This window comes from Singulisphaera rosea, assembly GCF_054877945.1.
Genome location: NZ_JBTYIP020000026.1, coordinates 23,795 through 45,400, shown reverse-complemented (window position 1 = coordinate 45,400; position 21,606 = coordinate 23,795). Strand labels below are relative to the sequence as shown.

16 protein-coding genes are annotated in these 21,606 nt (G+C 65.8%); 7 read left to right on the top strand and 9 right to left on the bottom strand.

Annotation, left to right across the window (positions count from 1 at the left end):
- Positions 1 to 51 precede the first annotated feature (51 nt).
- Together ACYOEI_RS31290 and ACYOEI_RS31285 are read right to left on the bottom strand one after the other, a co-directional pair.
- On the bottom strand, positions 52 to 1,407 hold the full coding sequence (locus ACYOEI_RS31290; RefSeq protein ID WP_462853721.1) for an enolase C-terminal domain-like protein: 1,356 nt from the start codon (positions 1,405 to 1,407) through the stop codon (positions 52 to 54).
- 272 nt (positions 1,408 to 1,679) lie between these two features.
- Positions 1,680 to 2,174, bottom strand: a complete 495-nt coding sequence (locus ACYOEI_RS31285; RefSeq protein WP_462853720.1) for a hypothetical protein — start codon at positions 2,172 to 2,174, stop codon at positions 1,680 to 1,682.
- A 226-nt stretch (positions 2,175 to 2,400) separates the two neighbouring features.
- On the opposite strand from ACYOEI_RS31285, the gene ACYOEI_RS31280 reads away from it, so the two are divergent.
- The 6 genes from ACYOEI_RS31280 to ACYOEI_RS31255 all read left to right on the top strand — a co-directional run bounded on the left by ACYOEI_RS31280 (position 2,401) and on the right by ACYOEI_RS31255 (position 11,101).
- Positions 2,401 to 4,287 (top strand): FAD-binding oxidoreductase, encoded by a 1,887-nt coding sequence (locus ACYOEI_RS31280; protein ID WP_462853718.1) that lies wholly within the window; start codon positions 2,401 to 2,403, stop codon positions 4,285 to 4,287.
- A gap of 779 nt (positions 4,288 to 5,066) precedes the next feature.
- Positions 5,067 to 5,480: a ComEA family DNA-binding protein gene (locus tag ACYOEI_RS31275; RefSeq protein ID WP_462853716.1), complete on the top strand. Its 414-nt coding sequence runs from the start codon at positions 5,067 to 5,069 to the stop codon at positions 5,478 to 5,480.
- A gap of 15 nt (positions 5,481 to 5,495) precedes the next feature.
- Positions 5,496 to 7,565 (top strand): excinuclease ABC subunit UvrB, encoded by a 2,070-nt coding sequence (gene uvrB / locus ACYOEI_RS31270; RefSeq protein WP_462853715.1) that lies wholly within the window; start codon positions 5,496 to 5,498, stop codon positions 7,563 to 7,565.
- A gap of 103 nt (positions 7,566 to 7,668) precedes the next feature.
- Positions 7,669 to 8,583, top strand: a complete 915-nt coding sequence (gene nadC / locus ACYOEI_RS31265) for a carboxylating nicotinate-nucleotide diphosphorylase (protein WP_462853713.1) — start codon at positions 7,669 to 7,671, stop codon at positions 8,581 to 8,583.
- A 74-nt stretch (positions 8,584 to 8,657) separates the two neighbouring features.
- Positions 8,658 to 9,617, top strand: a complete 960-nt coding sequence (locus ACYOEI_RS31260; protein ID WP_462853712.1) for a biotin--[acetyl-CoA-carboxylase] ligase — start codon at positions 8,658 to 8,660, stop codon at positions 9,615 to 9,617.
- A gap of 269 nt (positions 9,618 to 9,886) precedes the next feature.
- Positions 9,887 to 11,101, top strand: a complete 1,215-nt coding sequence (locus ACYOEI_RS31255; RefSeq protein WP_462853710.1) for a hypothetical protein — start codon at positions 9,887 to 9,889, stop codon at positions 11,099 to 11,101.
- A 60-nt stretch (positions 11,102 to 11,161) separates the two neighbouring features.
- Here the strand turns inward: ACYOEI_RS31255 and ACYOEI_RS31250 are convergent, their stop codons facing one another.
- From ACYOEI_RS31250 to ACYOEI_RS31225, 6 genes are all read right to left on the bottom strand, one after another.
- Positions 11,162 to 12,214, bottom strand: coding sequence for a protein-glutamate methylesterase/protein-glutamine glutaminase (locus ACYOEI_RS31250; protein ID WP_462853708.1), 1,053 nt, complete (start codon positions 12,212 to 12,214; stop codon positions 11,162 to 11,164).
- Between the two features lie 491 nt (positions 12,215 to 12,705).
- Positions 12,706 to 15,096 (bottom strand): hybrid sensor histidine kinase/response regulator, encoded by a 2,391-nt coding sequence (locus tag ACYOEI_RS31245; protein ID WP_462853706.1) that lies wholly within the window; start codon positions 15,094 to 15,096, stop codon positions 12,706 to 12,708.
- Positions 15,097 to 15,109: 13 nt separating this feature from the next.
- Positions 15,110 to 16,753 carry a methyl-accepting chemotaxis protein gene (locus ACYOEI_RS31240; RefSeq protein WP_462853705.1) on the bottom strand — a complete coding sequence of 548 codons (1,644 nt, stop codon included), beginning with the start codon at positions 16,751 to 16,753 and terminating at the stop codon, positions 15,110 to 15,112.
- 171 nt (positions 16,754 to 16,924) lie between these two features.
- A complete protein-coding gene (locus ACYOEI_RS31235; protein ID WP_462853703.1) occupies positions 16,925 to 17,560 on the bottom strand; it encodes a chemotaxis protein CheW in 636 nt (211 codons plus the stop codon).
- Positions 17,557 to 19,095 carry a CheR family methyltransferase gene (locus tag ACYOEI_RS31230; protein WP_462853701.1) on the bottom strand — a complete coding sequence of 513 codons (1,539 nt, stop codon included), beginning with the start codon at positions 19,093 to 19,095 and terminating at the stop codon, positions 17,557 to 17,559. The genes ACYOEI_RS31235 and ACYOEI_RS31230 overlap by 4 nt, the downstream gene beginning before the upstream one ends.
- Positions 19,092 to 19,583, bottom strand: coding sequence for a chemotaxis protein CheW (locus ACYOEI_RS31225; RefSeq protein ID WP_462853699.1), 492 nt, complete (start codon positions 19,581 to 19,583; stop codon positions 19,092 to 19,094). Before ACYOEI_RS31225 ends, ACYOEI_RS31230 begins: the two co-directional genes overlap by 4 nt.
- Before the next feature lie 308 nt (positions 19,584 to 19,891).
- On the opposite strand from ACYOEI_RS31225, the gene ACYOEI_RS31220 reads away from it, so the two are divergent.
- The gene (locus tag ACYOEI_RS31220; RefSeq protein ID WP_462853697.1) at positions 19,892 to 20,296 is read left to right on the top strand and encodes a carboxymuconolactone decarboxylase family protein; all 405 of its coding nucleotides are present in this window, start codon (positions 19,892 to 19,894) and stop codon (positions 20,294 to 20,296) included.
- Between the two features lie 273 nt (positions 20,297 to 20,569).
- On the opposite strand, the gene ACYOEI_RS31215 is transcribed toward ACYOEI_RS31220, so the two are convergent.
- Positions 20,570 to 21,415, bottom strand: coding sequence for a leucine-rich repeat domain-containing protein (locus tag ACYOEI_RS31215; protein WP_462853696.1), 846 nt, complete (start codon positions 21,413 to 21,415; stop codon positions 20,570 to 20,572).
- Positions 21,416 to 21,606: the final 191 nt, after the last annotated feature.

The window sequence follows — 21,606 nt, the reverse complement described above, 5'->3', positions numbered from 1 at the left end:
GCTGAATACCCTCCCCTGTGACGCGGGACACTCCTGTCCCGCGGCTCCAACTCAGAGCAGTTCGCCGGTCCAGCCCGGTTCGAGCTTGCGCATCAGGGTCGCATCCTCGCGATCCCGCATACCGCACTTCTTGAAGACCTCGTGGGCGCGGGCGAGCTTGTCGCGATCGAGGGAGACGCCGAGCCCCGGACCTTCGGGGACGGCCATCATTCCACCCCGGATCGCGAGCTTGGGACCCTCGATGATGTCGGCGTCGTCGGGCAGCCAGGGGTAGTGCGTGTCGCTGGCCGAGGTCAGTTGGGGTACCACGGCGCCGAGGTGAATCATCGCCGCCATGGTGATCCCCGCGTGGTTGTTGCTGTGCTGGCCCAGGGTCCACCCCGCGACCTCGGCGATCGGCCCGAGCGCGAGGCAGCCGGCGTACCCGCCGAAGTAGTGCAGGTCGGTCAGGAGGACGTCGATCGGCTTGAGCCGGAGCGCCTCGGGGATGTGCTCGAATCGGGTCACGCACATATTCGTGCTCATCGGCAGGCCCGTCGCCTTGCGGACCTCGGCCATCCCCTCCTGGCCTCGGACGGGATCTTCGTAATACTCCATCGGCAGCCCGACCATCCCCTTGCCGATCCGCTTGGCCGTCTCCACCTTCCAGCGGCCGTTGGGGTCGACGCGGAGTGGACAACCTCCCCCGAGCGTCGCATTCATGGCCTTCAGCGACTCAAGCTCGAGGTCCGGTGAAAGCACGCCCCCCTTCAGCTTGAAGAAGCGGAACCCCCAACGCTCCCGAAACGCCTTGGCCATCGCGGCCATCGCCTCGGGCGTCCGGACCTCTCCCCAGGAATCCAGGGCCCGATCGCCCCGGCCCCGAGCGTCCGCCAGGTGGGGATCGGCAAGAATCGTGGGGTGGTCGGCGGCATACCTATAGAACAAATACGCGGCGAACTCGACCGAGTCGCGAGCGGGCCCACCCAGCAACTCGCTGAGCCGTCGCCCCGTCGCCCGACCGCACGCGTCGAGACACGCGACCTCGATCCCCGCATAGCACGCCGGGCTCAATGCCAGCAGCTCTCGGGCGAAGCCGCGATACGCGAAGGCGTTTCGTCCCATCACGACCGCCCGAGCCTTCTCCAGGGCCTTGGTCGTCCCCTCTCCCCCCGTCGTTTCCCCGATCCCGACGAGCTTGCCGTCCACCTCGAGCTCAACCATGTTCCGCAAGAAATACGGCCCGTGGCACCCGCCGATGTTCAGCAAGGGCGGATCCGGCAACGCGATCGGCGTGATCTTCAAACCCGTGATCGTCAGCGGAGAGGTCGCCCGACCGACCGGGCCGTCCGCCCCCAACGCCCGAGATCCCGTACCCAGGAGCCCGACAGCCGCCATGCGTAACCAGTCGCGCCGGTGGAGAGTCATCGCTCTGGTCCTTATGTCACTCGAGAATCGCCTTGGGAAGTTTGATCAAGTTACCTCGACGGTGAGTCCTTGACAATTGCGACCAACGAGGCCTGCTGACCCCGATCTTAGGTCCCTCGATGCGATCCCGTGACTGGTCGACGCTTGACCGACACTAGGCGAACCTGTCGCCGTGAGTTGCCACCTTGAGGAAGGTTCATCATTGGGTTGCAGTGCTCAAGGCAAGGGAGGCCGCATGCCGAAATCGTGTCGGATCGGCTTTGGACCCAATGCTACAGATTGAGTTCAACATCATAAACGAAGACCTGCTCGAAAGGCCTGTATTCCAGGGACCTTCGGTTTCCGTTCACTTCCTCTGATCGCTTGATCACAGGGAGCGGATACCGGCCGTTGACGGTGTCTTTAGGTCCGCCGACGCGGTTCATTCCCCAGATGATCTCGAACCATTCTTCGGTTGGCCGGTTCTTGGGCATCCGGAACACGACTCTTCCGTCGCCGGCCCAATCTCCCTCTTTGGCGCTAACGACCTGGGCCTCGGCGGGGATCGACATCAAAGAGTCGGCCTTCATTTTCGGGGTCACGGTGTGATTCGGACGGGTTGCCGCAAGTCTGATTTCCATGGCAACCAGTACCACGATTCCGACGGCGCTGATGATGCCTGTCCTTTTCCAACCAAAGATCCAGCCGCCAAGAACCAAGCAGGATAAACTGCCCACGACGACGAAAGCCAATAAGGCTAAGACGATGAAAACGCCCATCATCGGCATCCAAGAGTCCTTTCGTTTCGTCGTTCGACAAAAGATCGGTCCTACGGTCGTGTGTCGGTACCACCCGACTCATCGTAGTTCTGCGTGCCCTTGCGTCAGTCCGAGAAAATGGTCGTTCGACGAGGCAAGATCGGCACTTTCGATAAACCTGTGAGATTTGTTGCCTGAGAAGGTCGCTGCCGGGTTAAATTAGAGGAGGTTTCGATTTAATCGGAGGATGTATGAGATGAACAGCCGCGAACGCGACGCCTGGATCCCGGAAACCGTGGAACCCTGGACGATCACGAACGTCCATCGGGATGAGGCGGCGTGTCGCGTCGTGGTGTTCCTGGAGCGAGCGGCCGATTCGCCCCTGTCTTGCCCCGAGTGCGGCCGTGCCTGCGATGGCTACGATCTCCAACGCCGGCGCTGGCGGTATGTCGATGCGGACCAGTTCCAGGTCACGCTGGACGTGAGCGTGCCTCGCTGTTCATGCCCCGAGCATGGGGTCAATCCGATCCGCGTGCTCCGGGCCGAGTTGGGCGATTCTATGACCGATATCGTCGAATGTTCCGAAGCTGACCCTCACGACGTTCTGCCCGTCCACGGGTGGGATCATGCCAGTCGCCGAGGCTTCTTCATGTCGACGATCAAAGCCGCTGCCGCCCTCTTTGTGGGAGGCGCGTTCCTGCCGGAAGGCGACGGGAGAGCCGAGGCGGCCGCACCGGCCGAGTCCGATTGGGGGGCGCTTCGGGGTCGCATCAAGGGTGAAGTGATCCCGGCGAACGCCCCGGGATTTGCCGGGGCCCGCGACGGCCTTGTCTGGAACAAGATCAAGCCCGACCGCTCTCCGGATGCGATCGTCCGGGTCAAGGACGACCGCGACGTCATCGAAGCCGTCAACTTCGCCCGGGAAAACGGCCTGAAGGTCGTGACCAAAGGCGGCGGACACACCTGGTGCGGCCTGGCCGCTCGCCACGGTGGCATCACCATCGACCTCTCCGCGCTCACCGAATCGAGCATCGACGTCGCGAGTCGGACCGCCGTGATCCAACCCGTGATCAGCAATCGCGAACTCGCCCGCCGCCTGGGCGAGCACGGCCTGGCCTTCCCGACCGGCCATTGCCCCACGGTCAAGGCCGGCGGCTATCTCCTCAACGGCGGCATGTCCTGGAACATGGGGCACTGGGGGCCGGCCTGTTTGAGCGTCGAGGCCATCGAGCTCGTCACCGCCGACGGCAGGTTGGTCAAGGCGAGCGCCACCGAGCATCCAGACCTCTTCTGGGCGGCCCGAGGCTGCGGGCCGGGCATGTTCGCCGTGGCGACGCGGTTCCACCTCAAGTGCTACCCATTGCCCAGGGCCATCGCCTCGAGCACCTATTTCTTCTCGTTGAACGACCTGAAGGAAACCGTCGACGACGTCGTGGCCCTCGGGCGGACGATGCCCGACAACGTCGAGCTCTCGATCTTCCTGATCCAGGCCCCCTCCGAACTCGCCCACGCCTGCAAGGACCGCAACGGCAGGGTCTGCATGGTCGCCGCCGTGGCCTTCGGGATGAACAAGGAAGAATCCGAGGCCGCCCTCACGCCCCTCGACAAGGGCGAGGTCGTCAAAAAGGCGCTCGCCCGGACGTTCAACGAGCCTTCCAGTTTCGACCAGTTGGCGGTCGCCTCCGGGGCAACCTGGCCCGAGAACCATCGCAACCTCTGCGAGAACCAGTGCTCCAAGGCTAATCCCTCCGACATGCTGATGGCCTTACGTGACAAGTTCGTCGACGCGCCTTCCGCCAAGTCCGTGATCGTCTTCTGCCAGAGCACCGGGCCCAGGAATCTCCTCGAACCCCATCCCGAGGTCGCCCTCTCGATGGACGCCACCTCCTACGGCGGGTTGTGGACGATCTGGGAGAAGGAAGACGACGATGCCGCGAATCGGAAGTGGCACGATGAAGTCATCGCGATCATGAAACCCTTCACGAGCCAGCACTACATCGGCGAGACCGACATCGTCCAGGACCCCACGCGAGTTCAGGAGTCCTACTCCGCCGAGAAGTGGAGGCGGTTGGAAGCGATTCGCGACAAGTACGATCCGGATCACGTCTTCTTCGGATTCTTGGGTGGGACGAGCAAAGTCTGAACGCTGAGTCCTGGCCCGAGACCGTTGCTGGCGGGGGCTACGCGGCTGACTCTCGCTCTAGACGACATCCCGACAAGCGAGATTGAACCACAAAGGACAGGCATAGCGAAGGATCGTTTCCACGACGGTTCTAGAGGTTGGCGGACGTGAGCCCCGGCTCTCGCGACCACCTCGGGCCGTCGGCTACGCCGATCTGAAACCCGACGTCTGTGCCGACACAGCGGTTTCACCGAAGATCGCGCGATTGCACGGCCTGGGGTGCATGAGGTGGCGGCCCCGACAATGAGTAGGTGCACACTCGGCCTTGGTACGCATCTCAGTCGGTCGGACACCCGTTGAGGTCTGTGACGCACCCCTGTCACCAAACCCGTAAGAACGAGAGTTAGCGAACCCGGATCGTAACGAGCCTGACAGGGGTTCAGTATGGCGATAATACGAAACATTTGTATGAAAATCCCTGTGTCGCCGATGGCCTTCGAGGCAACCAGCCGTCGGTGTATCGCGAGGATTGAGGCGGTGGGCCGGTCCTGATCCGCACGAGTTCCGAAGAACACGGAGCACCCACGAATCTGTTCACAGCCCCGATTTCGCTCCATGAACTAAGGACGTCTTTGAGGGCTTATCGAGATTAGGGACCGTCCTGCCTTGCCCGGCGAGACCCCAGTGGCGTCATCCCTTGAGAGTCGGGCCGTGCGGACTTATACTGGGGCCGATCGTGAACGCCTGACTCGCAAGGACGGGACGGGGATCGGAATTGCTCGCGGCGTGAGAGGACCGGCATGACCCTCGCTTCGACCGGGAGCCCTTGGGGATGGAACGCCCCGGCTCGCGTGGTGCTGGTTGCCCTGGCGTTCGCCGGCGCGGTCGGGCTCGGGGTCGTCTCGCCGAGGGAGGCCCCGAGGGATTCGGCCTTGCCGGAGCTGGTCGTCGACCCGAACACGGCGCCCCCGGCGGTCCTGGGGGCTTTGCCGAGGCTGGGACCGGCCCTCGTGGCGAGGATCGTCGAAGCCCGGGAAGTGGCCCCGTTCCGGTCGCTCGACGACTTCGACGACCGGGTCCGCGGGATCGGCCCGGCGACGATCGCCGCGCTCCGACCCCATCTTCGCATTCGCAACGAAACCGCCGCGCCGGCTTCGGAGAAATTACCCTCCGGGCCCTCGGCTTCATCACGGATGGCCCATAACGACCGTTGAGTCGATCGGACGACCATGTCAGACTTCCAGTTGGCGGCCCCTTACGGACCGGCCGGCGACCAGCCCAAGGCGATCGAAGGGCTTGTCCGGGGGATCCGGGACGGGCATAAGCACCAGACTCTCCTCGGCGTGACCGGCTCCGGCAAGACCTTCACGATGGCCAACGTCATCGCGCAGATCAACCGCCCCGCGCTCGTCATGTCGCACAACAAGACGCTCGCCGCCCAGCTCTACGGCGAGTTCAAGGAGTTCTTTCCCAACAACGCCGTCCGCTACTTCGTCAGCTATTACGACTACTATCAGCCCGAAGCCTACATCCCCCAGCGCGACATCTACATCGAGAAAGACGCCTCGATCAACGACGAGATCGAGCGGCTCCGGCTCGCGACCACCAGCGCCCTGGTCAGCCGCAACGACGTCATCGTCGTGTCCAGCGTCTCGAGCATCTACGGGTTGGGCTCCCCCGAAGACTATCGCAAGATGATGGTCCGGCTCGAAGTCGGGGGGATCATCGACCGCGACGAGATGCTGTTGAGACTCGTCGACATCCAGTATGACCGCAACGACATCAGCTTCGAACGCGGGAAGTTCCGGGTCCGGGGCGACGTCGTCGAGGTCTGGGCCGCATACGAGGAGGTCGCCTACCGGATCGAGCTCTTCGGCGACGAGATCGAGACCCTCGCCGTGATCGACCCCCTGACGGGCTCGGTCCTCGAGAAGAAGACGGAGATGTATATCTATCCGGCCAAGCACTTCGTCTTGCCCGAGGAGCGGATCAAGGGGGCCGTCGAGGCGATCCAGCAGGAGCTCGAGGAACGGCTCAAGACGCTCAAGGACCAGGGGAAGCTCCTCGAGGCGCAACGGCTCGCGGCCCGGACGCGCTACGACATGGAGATGCTGCTCGAGTCCGGCTATTGCTCGGGCATCGAGAACTACAGCCGGCCGCTCTCGGGACGCCCGCCGGGGTCGACCCCCAATACCTTGCTCGACTTCTTCCCCGCCGGCAGCCTCATGTTCATCGACGAGTCGCACGTCTCCATCCCCCAGGTCCGGGGGATGTTCGCGGGCGACTTCAGCCGCAAGAGCACCCTGGTCGAACACGGGTTCCGGCTCCCCAGCGCCCTCGACAACCGCCCCCTGCGGTTCGACGAGTGGGAGCAGAAGCTCGGCCAACGCGTGTATGTCTCGGCGACTCCCAGCGATTATGAAATCGCGATGTCCGGCGGCGAGGTCGTGGAGCAGGTCATCCGCCCGACCGGCTTGATCGACCCGGTCGTCCGAGTCGAGCCGGCGCGTGGCCAGGTCCCCGCACTCTTGCAGGAGATCAAGAAGCGGGCCGAGAAAGGGGAGCGCGTCCTGATCACGGCGCTCACCAAGCGGCTCGCGGAAGACCTCAGCCGGTTCCTCAAGGAACAGGGGCTGCGGTCCAAGTGGCTCCACTCCGAACTCGACGCGATCGAGCGGGTCAAGATCCTCCGCGAGCTCCGCGAAGGGGCCTTCGACTCGCTCGTCGGCGTCAACCTGTTGCGCGAGGGGCTCGACCTCCCGGAAGTCTCGATGGTCTGCATCCTCGACGCAGACAAGGAAGGGTTCCTCCGGAGCGAGACCTCCTTGATCCAGACGATCGGCCGCGCCGCCCGACACGTCAACGCCGAGGTCGTGCTCTATGCGGACACGGTTACGCAGTCGATGCAGCGAGCCATCGACGAGACCCTCCGCCGTCGGGCGCTGCAACTCGCGTACAACGCCGAGCACGGCATCACCCCCGAGTCGATCGTCAAGGCGATTCGGCGCGGGATCGAGGAAGAGATCCAGGCGAAGGCCGAGGTCCGCAAGGCTGTCGGCCGGGACGAGAACACCGACGCCACCGAGGAATACCTCAACGAACTCGAGGCCGAGATGCTCGCCGCCGCCGAGAACCTCGAGTTCGAACGCGCCGCAGCCCTCCGCGACCGGATCATGCAGCTCCGCGCCAAGCAGGGCGGGGGGACCGCACGCCCATCCGCCAGCCCCCAGGCCACCAGTGCGAAGGACAAAGCGCGAGCGGGCGGGAGCAAGAAGGGGCCGCGCAAGGCGAAACAGTGACGATATCCAAGACGCAGGGGTGCGTGCCAGGTTGGCGAGGTCGGTTCGTCCCGCAGGAATCCGGGCCGCCTGTCCGCCCCGGCGTGGTTCGTTCGAGGTAGGGATGGAAACGAGATTCGGGAACGTCGAACGTCAGAACGCCGAGACCCTGATCGAACTGGCCTTGGCCGAGGATCTCGGCGAGTTGGGCGACATCACCGCGACCGCCACGATCCCCCGGGAGGCCCAGGGTGTTGCCCGCTTCGTGGCCCGCTCGGAAGGGGTGATCGCCGGGTTGCCGGTCCTCGAGTTGCTGGCCCGCCGATTCGCGCTCGAGGCCGGCTGGTCGGCCGTCGCGAAGGATGGCGATCGAGTCCGTCCCGGCGATGAGGTCGCTCGGGTCGCAGGCGACATGCGCTCGCTCCTGGCGATGGAACGCTCGGCGCTGAACTTCCTCCAGCGCCTCAGCGGCGTGGCGACCCTGACGGCCCGGTTCGTCGCCGAAGTGGCCGGGACCAAGGCCGTGATCCTCGACACCCGCAAGACCACGCCCGGCTGGCGTGCGCTCGAGAAATACGCCGTCCGCTGCGGAGGAGGCCGGAACCACCGGATCGGCCTGTATGACGCGGTCCTGATCAAGGACAACCACCTCGCCTGGCTCGCCTCGGGGTCGGATCCGATCGGGACCGCAATCTCGTCGGCCAGGGCCCGGGCCCCCGAAGGCACGGTCGTCGAAGTCGAGGTCGACTCGCTCGAGCAACTCGACCGGGCGCTCGAGTGCGCCCCCGACATCATCCTCGTCGATAACCTCGGCGCCGAATCCCTCGCCGAAGCAGTCCGGCGACGCGACGCGAACGCCCCCGGCGTCCTCCTCGAAGCCTCTGGTGGTATCACACTCGCGACTGTCGGCGCACTCGCCCGGACCGGTGTTGATCGTATTAGTGTCGGGTCGCTGACACATTCGGCACCGGCTCTGGATATCGGGTTGGATTACGGGGAGGGTTCACCACAAAGGCACAAAGGACACAAAGATCATTAGAAAATAAAGTTGAAATTGTTGATTTTATTGAATTTGACTTTGTGTCCTTTGTGCCTTTGTGGTGAACCCTCCCCATGAACATCCCGCTCCTCCGACAACTACGAGAGGCCCGAGGCGAGTTCGTCCCCCTCGACGGCCTGTCCGGGGCGGACCTGGATGAGCTCGAGGCGTTCGGGTTTGCGTTCGAGCGGCACCCGTATTGGGGGGTGGCATATCGGGGGCCGGCGGCCCGGCTCTGTCCTGACCAGATTGAGGACGGCCTGGGGACGCGCCGGGTGGGGCGGAGGGTCGCGATCTGGAATCGCGTGGGCAGCACCAACGACGTCGCGGCGCGGGCGTCGGCGTCGTCGGCGAACGAGGGGCTCGTGGTCATGGCCGAGGAGCAGTCGGCCGGGCGGGGGAGTCGCGGGAGGGTCTGGACGGCCCCGAAGGGCTCTTCGTTGCTGATGTCGATCTTGCTCTTCCCCCCCTCCTCCCTGGCGGAGACGGGCTGGCTGACCGCGCTCGGGGCCGTCGCCGTGGCCGAGGTCGTCGCCGAGTGGACCGGCCTCGAGACACGAATCAAGTGGCCGAACGACGTCCGGGTCCGCGGCCGGAAGATCGCCGGCATCCTCGTCGAGCGAGGTGCCGGGGCCGTCATCGGGGTCGGGGTCAACGTCAACCTCGAGCGGCGTGACTTCCCCGAACCGCTCCGCGAGACGGCGACCTCCCTGAGGATCCTCAAGGGCGAAACGGTCGACCGCTCCGAACTGGCGCGCGAGTTGATCCGTCGCGTCGACGACTGGTATGAGGCCGGCCTTCATCGAGGGCCCGAGAGCCTGAACCTCCCCTGGCGTAATCGGAGCGAACACCTCGGCCAGTTCGTCTTCGTCGACACCCCCTCGGGGCGATTGGAAGGACGCGTCGAGGACCTCGATCTCCTCCGCGGACTCACCCTCGCCCCGAGCGACGGCTCGCCTTCGCGACGGATCGCCGCCCACAACATCCTCGCCCTCTCGGCTTCCCATGTCGAAGCGGTAGAGCCCTCGGCTTAGCGCTGCGTCAACGGCGCAAGTTGCGGGCCGAATTGACGGCTTCGTTCGCAGAAGGATCCTCCCCTCGGTAGGCGGGGCACTCTTGCCCCGCGGATTTCGCCGATCCCCCCGGTAGGCCCGTCGCCTCGGCTTTCGCAGGAGGAGCGGGGCAAGAGTGCCCCGCTTACCGAGGGGAGGCCTCAGGCCGCGTCCACACCGGGAGCGGGACAGGCCTTCAAGACCGCGGCATTTCTTGAAACCAGGGCGGGCTCGACGTTGTATTGACTGTCATGAACGACTTTATGGTTGCGGACGCGCCGTTCGGAGCGCCGGCCGCGGTCGAGGGCTCTGGGACGATCGCGTTGCCATCCGACGGGGATCTCTCCGAAACGGATCGCGTCGCGAGGCGAAGTCGTTGGCGACGGCTCAGGGATGGGGTTGGCTCGGTCTGCGAATGGGGCTTCGGCGCCCTGGCGATCGTGCTCGGGCTGGCATTCCTCGCGGCGCTCCCGGGCCTGCAACTCCTCAGCTTCGGGTATCTCCTCGAGTCGGGGGGCCGGGTGGCGCGCACGGGCAGGATCCGCGATGCCTTCATCGGCGTGCGACTCGCGGCGAGGCTCGGGAGCATGGCCGTCGGCCTCTGGTGCATGCTCTTGCCCGTCCGCTTGACGGCGTCACTCGCGCGCTCGGCCGAGATCATCGACCCGGGCGGGGTGATCGCCAGGCGTTGGCAACTCGGATGGATCGTCTTGACGACCCTTGTGACCCTCCACGCGATCGCCGCGTGTGCCCGAGGGGGCCGGCTCCGGGACTTCTTCTGGCCGTTCGGAACACCGGGTTGGCTCCTACGACGGCTGAGACGCGGTGGACTGTACACGTCGACTCGAGACGCCGCCTGGAATTTCGTCGCCGCGTTGCACCTGCCCTATTACCTCCGCATGGGAACCCTCGGCTTCATCGGGACGTCGCTCTGGCTGGTCCTGCCGGTGACCTTCATCGCGATGGGCCGACGTGCCCCGCTTGTCGGGTTCCTGGGAGGCCTCTTGCTGGGAATCGTTGCACTCGCATTGCCGTTCTTGCAAATGCGGTTCGCCGCCGAAGGCCGGTTCAAGGCGTTCTTCGAGTATCGATGTGTTCGAGAACGGTTCCGTCGGGCCCCCTGGGCGTTCGCCGTCGCGGCGACGCTGACGCTGACCTTCGCAGTCCCGCTCTACCTGCTCAAGATCGAGATGATCCCTCGCGAGACGGCGTGGCTCCCGAGCCTGCTCTTCCTCGCGTTCATCGTCCCCGCCCGGACCTTGACCGGCTGGGCCTATGCGCGGTCGGGAAGTCGGGATGTCCCCCGGCACTGGTTTTTCCGCTGGACGGGCCGGGCCTGGATGCTGCCGATGGGCCTGCTCTACGCCCTCATCGTCTTCTTCACGCAATTTACCGCCTGGCAAGGCATGTGGAGCTTGTACGAACAGCACGCGTTCCTCTTGCCTGTGCCGTTCCTCAACATGTGAATCGGCCTTCCCAGTGACCAGGCCAAGGGTCGACGCCGGTTCGGTTGCGCCTCGAGGAGGTCAGACGAGGGTCGTGAGCCGGTGGGCGATGAGGTCGATCGGGAGGACCTGGTTGGCGACCCCCGCGTCGATGGCGCTTTTCGGCATCCCGTAGATGACGCAGGTCGCTTCATCCTGCGCGATCACGTGTCCGCCCATCTGTCGGACCGAACGGAGTCCGGGGAGGCCGTCCGAGCCCATGCCCGTCAGGATGACGGCCAAGGTCGAAGCGCCGAAGGAGGCCGCGACCGAATCGAACAGGAAGGTCGCCGACGGCCGGAATCCCGCGATGGGCTCGGCGTCGGAGAGCAGGGTCGTCCCTTTCTTCGAGACGCCCAGGTGCCGATCATCGGGGGCGATATAGACGGTGTGCGGCAAGAGTTCCTCGTCATGTCCCGCGACTCGGATGTTCAAACCGCTCGAGGTGTTGAGCCAGGACGCCAGGCCTTCGGTGAAGCCGGGGGTGATGTGCTGGACGATCAAGACCGGCACGGAGAAATCGCGAGGCAACGCGGTGATGAGTTGCTGGAGCGCCGCCGGCCCCCCCGTCGAGGCGCCGATCGCCACGATCCGACCTCTGACGTCTTTTCGGCTGGCGAGGCTCGGCGTGGTAGGCGACGGGATGAGGGCCGCCGATGGCATCGTCGCGGCCGAAGTGCGCCAGTGCCGGACGACTTTCACCTGCGACATGGTCTTTACGGCGGCGATGATCCGCCGGGCCGCGGTTTCGAACCCGAGGGAGACCGGGGATGGCGGCTTGTCCAGGACGTCGAGGGCGCCGATGCGGAGGGTCGAGAGCGAGGCGTCGACTTCGCGGGCCTTATTGCTTGCCGTGATCATGATGATCGGCGTCGGCGTCGTGATCATGATCTCCTTGGTCGCCGCCAGGCCATCCATCCGAGGCATCAGGATATCCATCGTCACGAGGTCGGGCCGAAGCTTCGCGGTCATCGCGATCGCCTCGAGGCCATCCGAAGCCTCTCCGACGACCTGGATGTCAGGGTCCTCGCTCAGGATGCGCACGAGAAGCGCACGGACCGTCGCCGAGTCATCGACCACGAGCACTCGAATCACTGGCCTCATCCCTCCCGAGAGGACCGCCTGGATCTTAGGCCGAGGCGGTGCAGGGGCCTCGACGAGCGATCCCGAGACGACCCGGCTCTCACCGACGCCGCACTCCGAGCGACGACAACGAAACGTGTCTGCGACCGAGGGGTGAGATTCACACCACTGCGGTTCGGCCTGAATGTCGAATCAAGCGACGCGACGCCTGGGTGACCCATCCCCGTGCCCGGCACTCTCCTGACATCTTAAGAGCGTTATTTTTTCGAGGCCAGGGCTCGCCCGCCCCCTCGCAGGGATTCCTGAGGCGGGGGCGTCGCGACCGGCCCAACGGTCAGGCTCAGAGTGCGGCCTTCGAAGGTCGCGGTCCTCGGTTCTCGGGGCCGAAGGTGGGGACGAGGCGGGTTCGAGGTCGTCAACGCTGTTCCATCCGCCATAACATGCAAGGCCGGTGCCATTCGGCACAATCCATGGATTCCCTCGAGCGGAGGGCCGATGATCGATCAGAGGAGCTGGGTGACCGTCTCGAGGAGGTCGTTCTGATCGAAGGCCCCCTTGACGATATAAGCGTCCGCGCCGACCTCGATCCCTCGGGCCTTGTCTCGCTCGCTCGCCCGGGAGCTGATCAGGATCACGGGGAGCTTGGCAAATCGGGCGGACGCGCGGATGGCCTGGGTCAGCGAGAAGCCGTCCAGCCGGGGCATCTCGATGTCGGAGACGACGAGGTCGGCCCCCTGATCCTGGATCAGTCGCCAGCCGGCCTCGCCGTCGATGGCCGTCGAGACTTCGAAGCCGGCGGCTTCGAGGATGCTCTTTTCCAGGGTCCGCGTGGTCACCGAGTCGTCGACGACGATCACCCGTTTTCGCGCCTCGACCGAGGCCGCTTCGGGCGAGGAAATCGCAAGTCCGGCCCCTCGGCCGCCGAGCCCGGAGCGGACGAGCCCGGCCACGTTCAAGACCAAGGCGATCCGGCCCGAGGGGAGGATGGTGGCCCCGGAGATGTTCCGAACCCGGCGGATCCGCTCCCCGAGATTCTTGACGATGATCTCCTGCTCGGTCAGCAGTTCTTCGACCACGAAGGCCATCTTACGTTCGCCGGACGAGACGACCAGCGCGGGATACTTGCCCTTCAGCGGGGCCCCATGGGCCGAGAATCCCAGGGCCTCGGACATGGGCACGATCGGGATGGGGGGGCCGCCCAATGTCAGCATCGGCCGCCCCTCGACCGAGCGGAGGTCCGATGTGTCGACGCGTACAAGCTTGTTCACGTTTACGCTCGCCAGTGCATAAATCTGGCCGCCCGCCTTGACCAGGAGAGCCCGGAGGGTCGTCAGGGTCAGCGGGACGACCAGCGTGAGCCGCATCCCCCGACCGGGCTCGCTCGCGAGCTCGATCGTGCCGTGGAGCGCCTCGAGCCGGCTCTTGACCACGTCGAGGCCGATCCCCCGGCCCGAGATGTTGGTGATGATCGTGGACGTGGAGAATCCGGGCAGGAAGATCAGGTCGGTCAGATCTCGCGAATCGGCCGGCTCGGCGATCCCCCGGCGCCTCGCGGTCTGCTGCAGCCCTTCGCGATCGAGTCCGCCGCCGTCGTCGGCGACCACGACCTCGACCTGGTCCCCCCTGAGCGCGGCCCGTACGACGACCCGCCCGATCCTCGATTTCCCGGCCGCGAGCCGGCGGTCCGGCGTCTCGATCCCGTGGTCGACCGCGTTCCGGACGAGGTGGAGGAGCGGGTCTTTGAGCCAACCCAGGACCGAGCGGTCGAGCTCGACATCTCCCCCTTCGACGACGAACTCGACGAGCTTGCCGGCCTCTCTCGCCACGTCCCTCACGACACGCTCGAGACCCTGGCAGGCCTCGGCGAACGGGAGCATCCGGACCCGGCGCACTTCCTCGTCGAGGGCCCCGGCCGCCCTCGCGAGCTGGCGGCGGTCCCCGGCCATCTTGGCGACGAGCGTCTCGAGCTGGTTCTCGAGCTCGGCCAAATGCTCGCCGGCACGCAAGACGGTCTGGATCGCCCGACGCGGGATCGTGCTGGTCTCGGAGGGTTCGCCGTCCCGGTTGAAGGACGTCTGCAGCAGCTTGGCCGCACCACGCCACTCGTCCGACCAGTGGGACAATGAGTCCCGGAGCACCGCGAGGTCGTCGGCCTGGGACTCGACCCGCCGACGCGCCACGTGGAGTTCGCCGCTGCTGGCCAGCATCGTGTCGAGCTTTTCCGCCGGGATCCGGACGAACGCCGCCGCACCGGCAGGCCGTTCCGGCTCGGCCGAGGTCGCCGTCGCCGCCGCGACCACCGGCCCCTCGGTCTTCGTCTCCGTCGGCGGCTCCGGGAGAGTCGGCGGAGCGGGGGGGGGCTCGGCCGGCTCCGTGGGTGGGACGGTCGGAGCCGAGGGTGGGGGTGGGAGCGAGCGAGACTCCAGGAAGCGGGCCGGCGGAGCGGAGCTCGGCGGATTCGACGCCGTGGCCCGCGACGCCCTCGTCGGGAGGTCCTCGGCCGTCGCCTTGAGCCGGGTCAGAAGGCCGGCCAGTGGCGAGCCGGCCAGGTCGCGTTGTTCGCGCAACCGACTCCCGGCGTCCTCGATTGCGTCGGCCGTCTGGAACAGGAGCCCGAATAGCTCCGACGGGAAGGGGGTCCCAAGGTCTCGGACCCGGGTGAGGATCTCTTCGAGTTGATGGCAGGCCTCCTCGACCACGCCGACCCCGACCGATCGGGCGGCCCCCTTCAGGCTGTGGGCCGCCCGGAAGAGCGACTGGTAACGCTCGGTGTGGTCCGTCCCCAGCGGGTCCTTTTCGAGGGCGAGGAGGTCGTCGTTGATCACGCGGACGTGATCGCCGAGCTCGCCCAGGAATGTGACCATCAGCCGCTCGATCAGCTTGCCGCGGTCCATGTCGACTCGCCCGTCAATCGTTGGTGAGCCCGGCGAGCGTGGCGCCGAGCGAATTCAAGTTCTGGGCCGCCTGCTCGACCTGCCGGGTTGCCGCGAGGTACTGGCGGGCGACCTGGTCGAGGTTCTTCATCGCCTGACTGATCTGCGACATCCCCGTCGCCTGCTGGCCGGCCGACGCCACGATCTGGGCGGCGGCCTGCGAGGCTTCGGTCAGGGTGTCGGCCAGCGTGTTGATCGTCTGCCCCGACTGGCTCCCCGCTCGGATCGCCGAGGCGACCCCCTTGGTCACTTCCTCGGTCGAGAGGACCGCCGTGTTGGTCGCCCGCTGGATCTCCCCCAGGATCTTGCGGACCTGCTGGGTCGCCCGCTTCGACTGGTCGGCCAGCGCCTTGACCTCGCCCGCCACCACGGCGAACCCCTTGCCGTGCTCGCCGGCTCTCGAGGCCTCGATCGCGGCGTTCAGCGCGAGGATGTTGGTCTGGTCGGCGATGTCGTTGACCGTCGTGATGATCTCGCCGATCGCCTGGGCCTGCTCGGCGAGCATGAGGATGTTCCCGGCGGTGGACTCGACCTGCTCCTTGAGCTGATTCATCGCGATGATCGAGCTCTCGATCGCCTGCCGCCCGGACTGGCCGATGTCGATGTTGCGCTGGACGGCCTCGCCGACCCCCTTGGCCCGCTCGGCGGCCTGGGCGGCCGTCTGGCTGATCTCGTCGACGGTGGTGACCGTCTGGGTGATCGCCGCGGCCGACTCCTGGGCCCCGGCGGCCTGCTCGGCCGTGCTCGCGAGGATCTCCGTGCTCGCCGAGGTGAGTTGGGCGACCGTCTCCCGGATCGTGTTCAGGAGCTTCTCGACCCGTTCTCGGCTCTCCCGCTCGACGTCGACGTTGACCATCGTCCTGCGGAGGTCCGAGACCATCTTGCGGACCGCGCCGCCGAGCTCGCCGACCTCGTCGCGCGACTGGATGTCGATCGGATAGTCGAGCTGGCCGCTGCCGATCTTTGCCGAAGCCGTGACCAGAGTCTGGAGCGGCCGGGTGATGCTCCTCGCGATCGCGAGCCCGACCAAGAGCGAAATCAGGAACGCGACGATTGTACCGACCACGATACTTGAAGTGGTGAACCGGGCCGTCGTTGCCGCGTCACGGTCCCGCTCCTGGAGCACTTTGTGCTCCTCTTCCTTCATCTCGGTAACGAGCCTCCGGATGTCGTCCATGACCGACTTTCCTCGGTCCGTCAGGACCACGGCGAGCGCCGCCTCGGCCCCTTTCTCCCGCCGCAGGACGATCGTCTCCTTCAGCTCGGCCAGTTTACTTTCACTCAGGGGCCTGACCAGATCGAGCCGGCGCTGCTGCTCGGGTTCTTCCTTGGTGATCTTCCGGAGATCATCGAAGGCCTGATCGATCGCCTGGGTCGCGGCGTTGTAAGGTTCGAGGTATTGTTCCTTCCCCGTCAGGACGAAGCCGCGCTGCCCGGTCTCGGCGTCTTTGAGGAGCGCGATCACGCCGTCGATCCCCTGGAGCACGTCGTGCGCCCGGGCGACCCGGTGGCCCGTCTCGATCAGCCGGTTGGTCCCCGAATAGGACACCCAACCGACGATGATCAGGAAGGCCGGCGCGATGCCGAAGCCCAGCAACATCTTCCACCGGATCTTCATCGCTTACCTCGCAATTCGACCCCGGAATTGACCCTGAGAGACGGGATGACGCTTTCCCGCCGGGCCCCGAGCTTCGAACTTGTAAAACGAATCGTGAACGTGATAACAAAGTTGTGGAACAAGGATTCGTGAATCATTCACCAACTCGAGGGTCGCCGAGGTCCTCACGACTCACCGGCCTGAATCGTCCCCCTGGTTGATGACGAGGCGTTGGTCTTGGAGCAGGGCGTCGCCGTCGATGACGATGAGGGCGTCGGTCGTGATCCCGCGGAGCAGGTGCCGAGCCGTCCCGTCGAGGGAGCCGGGTGGTGCGAACAGGTCGTCGTGTCGGAGGACCACGACCTCGTGGGCCGCGTCCGCGAGGATCCCGAACTCCTCGTGGTCCTCGCCGAGGACGATGATCCGGGTCTGCTCGGTCGTCTCCTGGCGCACGCCCCCGACGAGGATCCGGAAGTCGAAAACCGCGAGGATCTCACCCCCCGCGTTGGTGACGCCCAGGAGCAGGTCGGCGACCCCCGGGACCGGCGTGTAGTGGCCGAGCCGGGTGATCCGCCGGACGAAACAGGTCTCGATGGCGTAGCGCTCGGAGCCGAGCGAGAAGGTCGCAAGTTCGAGGACTTCGGCGGCGTCCGGCGACTTGATGGGGACCTGGGCCAGCGTCCTCGCCCGTTCGTCAAGGATGGTGCGGACCTGTTCGGCCGTGAGCCGACGGTCCTCGTTGCCGGCCTCGGCCTCGGTCTCATCCAAACTCGCGAGGGGCTCGTTCCGGTCCCTCGACCGTCCGTACGCTCGACTCGTCGCGTTCATCGAGTGCCCTCATCCGAGCCGAGCGATTCCAACTGAGCCCGTGCGGCTTCGGCGAGCCGGCCGGCCAACTCGCCATCGGAGAGGGGCACGACCTCGTCCGCGGGCCTCGAGATGCAAAGCTCCCGGGCGTTCCGAAAGGCACGTTTTGCCCCCGAGGTGTCGCTAAGGCGACGGAGGAGTGCCCCGAGGAAGAAATGGCCGATCGCCAATGTTCGGTCGAGGTACACGACCCGCCTCGCCGCGCCACACGCCTCTTCGTCCCGGCCGAGCTCGGACAGGATCGCCGAACGCAGGAGGTTGAGTTCGCACGAGAACGGGTGCCGAGCGATCGCCTTCGCGGACGCCTCGCCAGCCCCGGTGACATCGACGTTGGCCAACGCCCGGATGTAAAGCGAGCACGCGTCGATATCGTCCGTGAGGCCACGGGTCTTCTCGATCACCCGAGAATAGTCGCCGCGGGCCAGGTCGCGTTTGGCGTCTTCGAGGGGATCGTCGGCCTTCGGTCGGGCAACCGGTTCCTCAACCTTCGGGCGAGACGTTGGCAGCGGCGTCGAGGGCCCGGGCCCCAGGCGGCTGCCTGCCGGCTTCGTCGGGCCCGCCCCGAGTGTCGAGGTGAGTCGGCCCGGATCTTTTGCAGGCGTCACGTGATCGGAAGAGAGCCGGAGGTCGATCGACCCCTCGAAAGGGGATGTCTTCGGCTTCGGGACTTCGACGGCCGCCGGGCCGCGACGGTAGAAAACCCCGTAGTCGGTCAGCACCGTCTCGAAAGGGGCCTCGCCGCCGAGCGGAGGGTCCGACGAGGCGGTGAGGAGCCATCCCCCTTCAGCGAGGCTCGCATAGAGCCGGTTCGCAACCTGCCGGATCATGGGTCGGTCGAAATAGATCAAGACGTTGCGGCAGAAGATCAGGTCCATCCCCCAGACCCCGACGGTGAACGACGGGTAGTCTTCGCTCGCCAGGTTGAGGGTCGAGAAGCTGACCTTGTCTCGGAGTGACTCCGGGATGACGTAGTCATTCCCCTGGCGGTCGAGGTGGCTGCGGGCCATGTCCGCGTCCTCTCCTCGAAAGGACCAGGACCCATAAACGCCCCGGCGGGCCTTGGCCAGCGCCACGGGCGAGATGTCGGTCGCCGAGATCTTGGAACGCCCCGCCAGCCCGACCTCCTTGAAAAGCAGGGCCAGCGAATAAGCCTCCTCCCCGGAGGAACAGCCGGCGCTCCAGGCGCGGATCGCGTGCGAAGGCCCTCGGGTCTCGAGGAGCCTCGGGATGGCCACCCGTCGCACGAACTCGAAATGCCCGGGCTCGCGGAAGAAGTACGTCTCGCCAATAGTGAGCTCGCCGATCAGGTCCTCGAGCAAGGTCGGGTTGTCGACGATCCTCGCCATGTAAAGCGAAGGGTCGTTCACGCCGGCCCGCGACATGGCGCGTCGGATGCCCAACTCCACACCCGCTCGACGCTCGGGGAGGAAGACCAGGCCGGTCCGGACGCCGACAAGGCGTGCCACGGCATCGAATGCAGGCTCCGTCCAGGTCACGATCGTTTCTCCTGTTCCGCAAAGATCTCGGATCGCGGAAGGACCGCGTCGATGGCTTCCGACTCTCGTTCCGCGAACAGCACTTCCAGATCGAGGATCGGCGCCAGGCCTCCCTCCAGCTTCGCCACCCGGGCCGATCCCTCGCGCACTCTCCCCGACGTGTCGTCCGACCCGGATCCCAACCCGGGCGAGGTCATCAGCTCCACCGCGCGATCGACCCGGACCGCGACCAGTCGCCCACGGGTCCGGGCGATGATCAACTGGTCGCTGAGCTCAACCGCCTTGGCGGGCATCCCCAGTCGAGGACGGATGTCGAGCACCGGGACGATCTCGCCTCGGAGATTCACGATCCCCTCGACGATCGGGGGCATCGACGGGAGCGGCACGATCGTGACGACGCGCACGAGCTCCCGAATGTTGGCCACGGGGAGGCCGAAGAGCCTGCCCTCGACCTCGAAAATCAAAATCTCCCGAAGAGCGTGGTGCACGACGTGGATCCGAGTCCGCAAGCCGATTCCCGAAGCCGAATCCGCCGGCCCCACCTGGCCGAGGCGTGATTCGTCCTACTCACCCTATTTTAGCACGTGAATATCGGCGATTTGACGAATGTTTCGGGGAAGGACCCCCGGAGACTCGCGAAGTTTTTATCAATTGTTTGGATTGTAGCGATGAGCGGAATGGCGCGAGTGTCACGTCCGGCTTCACCCGATTTGCGAGTGGTGAGGACTACGGGACAACGCCCTGTCGAGTTCCTAACAGGCGATGATCCGGATCGGGTCCCAAAGACGTGGAGACGTTGCGAGATGGACAAGGCGGTTCGCATCGAGCGAGCGGAAGAACTGTTGCGAAGGATGCTCGGTCCCGAGGGGCGGAGCGGACCCGGGAGGTCTGGCGAGAGATCTGCCCCGACTTCGACTCCTACGTCGTCGAGTTTCTCGCCGGGGCGATCCGGAGCCGGTCGGGGCTCGACTTGCGGACCATGAGCCTGGTGACCGTTGCCACACTGGCGGCGATGGGGCGACCGCTCGCCCTCGAGCTCAACATCCGCATGGCGATCAATAACGGGGCGACCCGCCAGGAGGTCGTCGAGTCGCTCCTCCAGATCGCCCCCTATGCCGGCTTCCCCGCCTGCTGGGAACGACTGGCCGTGGCTCGAAGAGTCTTCCGAGAGACCGCCGAGACCGGTACGCCCATGAAATGAGGGGCCGCGTGTGGGCGCATCGCGCCTGGGGTGCACCCTTTCACTCGGCTTGCCGAACGGATGCTTACAAGCCCGAAGCGCCAGCGAGTAAATCCGGCATCGAGAAATCGAAGAAGATTCACTCGCTTACGCTTCGGGCTTGTATTCCGCAAGCGGTGACTCGAACGTCATCGGCTCTCGTCCCGGTCGTCTCGCCACCGCCCCGCCCAACGATGGTCGGCATCGTTGGACGGTTGGTGGTGGTGTCGAGGTCAGCCTCTGCGCCAGGCGTTTTCAGCTCTCGATCCGGACCCCAGCCTCGCGGCATGCGGGGAGTTGGCTCGACTTGGCGTCGTCCGTGAGCGGGTTGCCCGAGAGGAAGAGCCTGAGGAACGGGGCGAACCGTTTCGGCCCCGCGGAGTCTTCCTTGAACGCCTTCAGCAACGCGCCGAGGTCCTTGATCTTGTTCCGCTCGAGGATCATGATCCGAACCTCGGTCTGCTTCGCCAGCGGTGTCACATCTTCGATCTCGTTATCCTGGAGCTCGAGCATCGACAGCCGCGTGACCTTCTCCAGAGGGGCCAGGTCCTTGACCTTGTTCTTGCCGAGGCAGAGGGACGACAGCTTCGTGAGGCCGGAGAGCGGGGCGAGGTCGGCGACCTTGTTGCCCGTGAGGTAGAGCGCCGAGAGGTTCGTGAGGTCCTTGAGCGGGGCGAGGTCGGCGACTTCGTTGTCCGAGAGCTCGATGTACTGGAGGTTCTTGAGCCCCGCCAGCGGCGTGACGTCCTTGACCTTGTTCCCCGCGAAGTCGAGCGACTGGAGATTCGTCAGGTCCTTGAGCGGCTTCAGGTCTTCGACCTGGTTCTTCGAGAGCCGGATGAGCGCGAGGTTCTTGCACTTCTCCAGGCCGGTCAGGTCGCGGATTTCCTTGCCGTTCGCCTCGAGGACGTAGACGTTCAGGAGCTTCTCGTCGGTCAGCTCGACCTTCGGCTCGTGCTTCAGGACCGCGCGGATGGCGGCCTCGAGGTTCTTGTCGGGGAAGGGGCCGGCGGCCAGGGCCCGACCCGCCTGGGCCTGGGCGAAGAAGCCGGCGAGCAGGGCGACCGCGATCGCCTCGAAACGAAGTGCTCTGAGTCTCATGGGTCGCTCCTCAACAACTTCGGTAGGAAAGACGGCTGGGCACTCGGGGCCGCAGCCTGGCGGGGTCTTCTCTCGCGGCGGAGGGCGGGGCGCGTGTCGGGCCCGCACCGGGTCGTTCGGGACGCCCGGCGAAAGACCGCCGGGCCCGCGATCCGGTCGAACTCGGGTCGCCGGACGATTCAGTGGTCGCT